Origin of the sequence: Microcystis sp. M49636_WE2 (genome assembly GCF_030065375.1) — a bacterium.
GTDB classification, from domain to species: Bacteria; Cyanobacteriota; Cyanobacteriia; order Cyanobacteriales; family Microcystaceae; genus Microcystis; species Microcystis aeruginosa_C.
Genome location: NZ_JASJFG010000341.1, coordinates 1 through 2,437, shown reverse-complemented (window position 1 = coordinate 2,437; position 2,437 = coordinate 1). Strand labels below are relative to the sequence as shown.

1 protein-coding gene is annotated in these 2,437 nt (G+C 39.6%); it reads right to left on the bottom strand.

The window, feature by feature from the left end:
• Window positions 1–408 precede the first annotated feature (408 nt).
• Window positions 409–2,437: 3'-5' exonuclease (locus tag PX484_RS08140; RefSeq protein WP_288103408.1), on the bottom strand; the 2,029-nt coding region annotated here is incomplete at its 5' end.

Genomic DNA, 2,437 nt, shown 5'->3' with positions numbered 1-2,437 from the left:
GATGTACTCTCAGAAAATTTCAAGAGAGATAGGCTTTTAGTGGCTTGGGAACAGGCTTTATCAATTTATTCATAATAAATATTGGCAGAGGATTAAATATTAGTTATTGTGACTAACTCTTTTGGTTAGAAAAAGATAAACTTGAGAATCTTAAGTCAAATTTATTGACTCAAAATCAGCTGTACTTAATTTAAATGAAACAGCCCTACCCTTATCAAGGGGGGATTGGCACTCCCCTTATCAAGGGGGGCAGGGGGGATCGAACCTAAAATCCATTTTTAATTTAATTATAACCAGCTACTTATTAGTGGGGAGATAGGGAGAAAAAAGCCGGTGGGTTACGGCGAATACTCAATTTTTAGTCAGAGTGTAACTTATTTTCGCCGCACCCACCCTACAGATGATTACCTATTCCTGGATAAGTTGCATGGGTGCGGTGCGAGGATCGATGATTTTCTGACCTAAACCCGAAAATTTGACCGCTAGATTCATTTTTTTACCCGCACCGAGGATATGGGTCACTTCTCCTTCTCCAAAAGTAGAGTGTAACACTCGATCGCCTACCTGCCATTTTCTTTGATCGGAGACAGTTTTTTCCATCGCCACCACTTTTGGGGTCTTTTTCGGTTTCAGGTTGCTTGTGAGCAATTCTGGGGGCAATTCCTGCAAAAATTGGGAAGCTACCTTCGGCTCTTTATTCCCCCAGACATATCTTTCTTTTGCGTAGGTTAAAAATAATTGTTCCTTGGCCCGAGTTACTCCCACATAACACAAACGGCGTTCTTCCTCAAGGGCAATGGGATCGTTTAAACTACGATTATGGGGAAAAATGCCCTGTTCTAAACCGACTAAAAAGACGATAGGAAACTCTAAACCTTTGGCGGAATGAAGAGTCATTAAGGAGACTTTTTCTTGACCTTCCTGAAGATTATCTAAGTCCGAGGCTAAACTAGCATTAGCGAGAAATTCCTGGAGATTGGTTTCTTCGTTTTCCTCTTGGAATTGTACGACGGCGCTATACAATTCTTGAATATTCTCGATGCGGGTATCAGCTTCCTCGGTTCCTTGCTGTTTTAATTCATCAATATATCCCGAATCTTCCATGATTTTATCTAAAATTTCACTAGCGGATAAATCGGTGATTTTTTCTTGCAGGTTTTGGATAATTTTAGCTAACTTATTGATGCTTTTAGTGGCACGACCGGCGAGAGTATTAACGGAAGTTTCATCGCTGATAATTTCCCATAAAGGTACTCCTAATTCTTGGGCAGCTTTGAGCAAATTATCGATTGTGGTTTTACCGATACCGCGCCGGGGAGTGTTAATAATTCTCAGTAAACTAACGGTATCGGCAGGATTAGCAATCACTCGTAAATAAGCGATCGCATCTTTAATCTCCTGTCGATCATAAAATTTAAATCCCCCGACAATATTATAGGGGATATTATTGCGAATTAACCCATCTTCAAAGGGACGAGATTGGGCATTAATTCGGTAGAGAATGGCAAAACTACCCCAATTTAATTCGGGGTTTTCTTGGGTAAATTCTCGAATTTTATCGATAACAAAAGATGCTTCTTCCTGTTCATCTCTGGCTTTGAAAACATAGATACTCTCGCCACCTTCCCTAGTAGGAACAAGGACTTTATCGATTCTTTGACTATTCTTTTCGATTAATTTATTTGCCGCTTGTAGAATATTCTCCCGTGAACGATAGTTTTCCTGTAGTTTCACCATCGTGCGAGTATCATCATCGGGTAAACCATCGCCAAAGTCCGCTTGAAAATTGAGCAGAATAGTAAAATCCGCCATCCGAAAACTATAGATAGATTGGTCGGCATCACCTACCACAAAAATTGATCGATCCGTCCAATTCCACTCACTTTTTTTCGTTTCACCATTGGTGGACAAAAGCCGAATTAACTCGTACTGAATCCGGTTAGTATCTTGGTATTCATCGACTAAAATATGCTTAAATTGCGTGTGCCAATAGCCGAGAATAGACTCATTTTGCTGAAAAAGACGGACTGGAACCAGTATCAAATCATCAAAATCTAGGGCATTATTTTGTGCCAATTGCATCTGATAAGCCTGATAAACCTCAGAAATGACCTTTCCCCGAAAATGAGGGTTTTCTCTGGCGTAATCCGTGGGAGTTAAACCTAAATTTTTGGCATTACTAATCGCATAACGTAGATTGCGAGCATCAAATTTTTTATCATCTAAATTCATCTGTTTAGTGACGATATTTTTCACCAAACTCTGGGCATCCGATTCATCCATAATTGAGAAATTCCTTTGCCAACTATGACCATATTCATCCTGATATTTATTAATGTCATAGCGCAAAATTCGACCGCAAAGACTGTGAAAAGTTCCGATCCAGAGTTTTTTAGTATAATTCCGATAAACTTGAGAAAAGAGTTTTTTCTGTTCG